We start from the raw sequence: 664 nt of genomic DNA, 5'->3' as shown, positions 1-664 counted from the left end.
AAGGCAATATGTAATTATTTATTCTTTCTTCATAGCTAATCATAGTATTATGTCTTACATACATTCTTTTAAAAGATAAATACTCATTAATAATTTCATTAAATTTTATTTTATTCATCACTTTACCTCCCACAAAAAAAGTACTCATTCTCAGAGTACATTCAACTACTTATTTTTATCATTATCTTCATATACCACCTCCATAAAATCCTCAATTTTGCACCCTAACATTTTGCAGATAATGTCTATATGTTCCAGACTAACTCTCTCTGCAAACTCCCAATAAATTTCATTTATTGTTGCCGGCCGTATTCCTGTTCTTCGTGCTAGTTCTATTTGACTTATTCGTCTTTCACCAAGTAGTTTTGATAAATGGATCTTTATCACTCATACACACCCTGGAATAAATTCTATCATTATTTTAGAGCGGGATAGAAAAATGAAAAAAAATTACGTATTACGTAATTTTCCTTGACATTAATAATTTTTTATGATCAGTTCCTTATATATGCAATTTTTGTTAGAAAGATTATTATTTCTTTCTATTTCTTCGATATGTAAACCTTTATATAATTCCTTAATGTACGGATCATTATTATACGATAAAACAAACCTCCCTCTAATTTCCTTTAATATTCTTGCAAGCTCTTTATGATCTTCTACA

1 protein-coding gene and 1 pseudogene are annotated in these 664 nt (G+C 28.0%); both read right to left on the bottom strand.

Annotated features, from left to right (window positions below; genetic code table 11):
* Positions 1-165: 165 nt before the first annotated feature.
* Positions 166-387 carry a helix-turn-helix domain-containing protein gene (locus KTF99_RS16885; RefSeq protein WP_009301307.1) on the bottom strand — a complete coding sequence of 74 codons (222 nt, stop codon included), beginning with the start codon at positions 385-387 and terminating at the stop codon, positions 166-168.
* A 90-nt stretch (positions 388-477) separates the two neighbouring features.
* A pseudogene (locus KTF99_RS16880) lies at positions 478-664 on the bottom strand (DNA adenine methylase); the annotation flags it as partial.

It is taken from the genome of Erysipelatoclostridium sp. MSK.7.34 (assembly GCF_019041935.1).
Taxonomy (GTDB): Bacteria; Bacillota_I; Bacilli_A; order Erysipelotrichales; family Coprobacillaceae; genus Thomasclavelia; species Thomasclavelia ramosa.
Note: the sequence above shows the minus strand (reverse complement) of the source record. Positions and strands in the feature narration are given on the sequence as shown.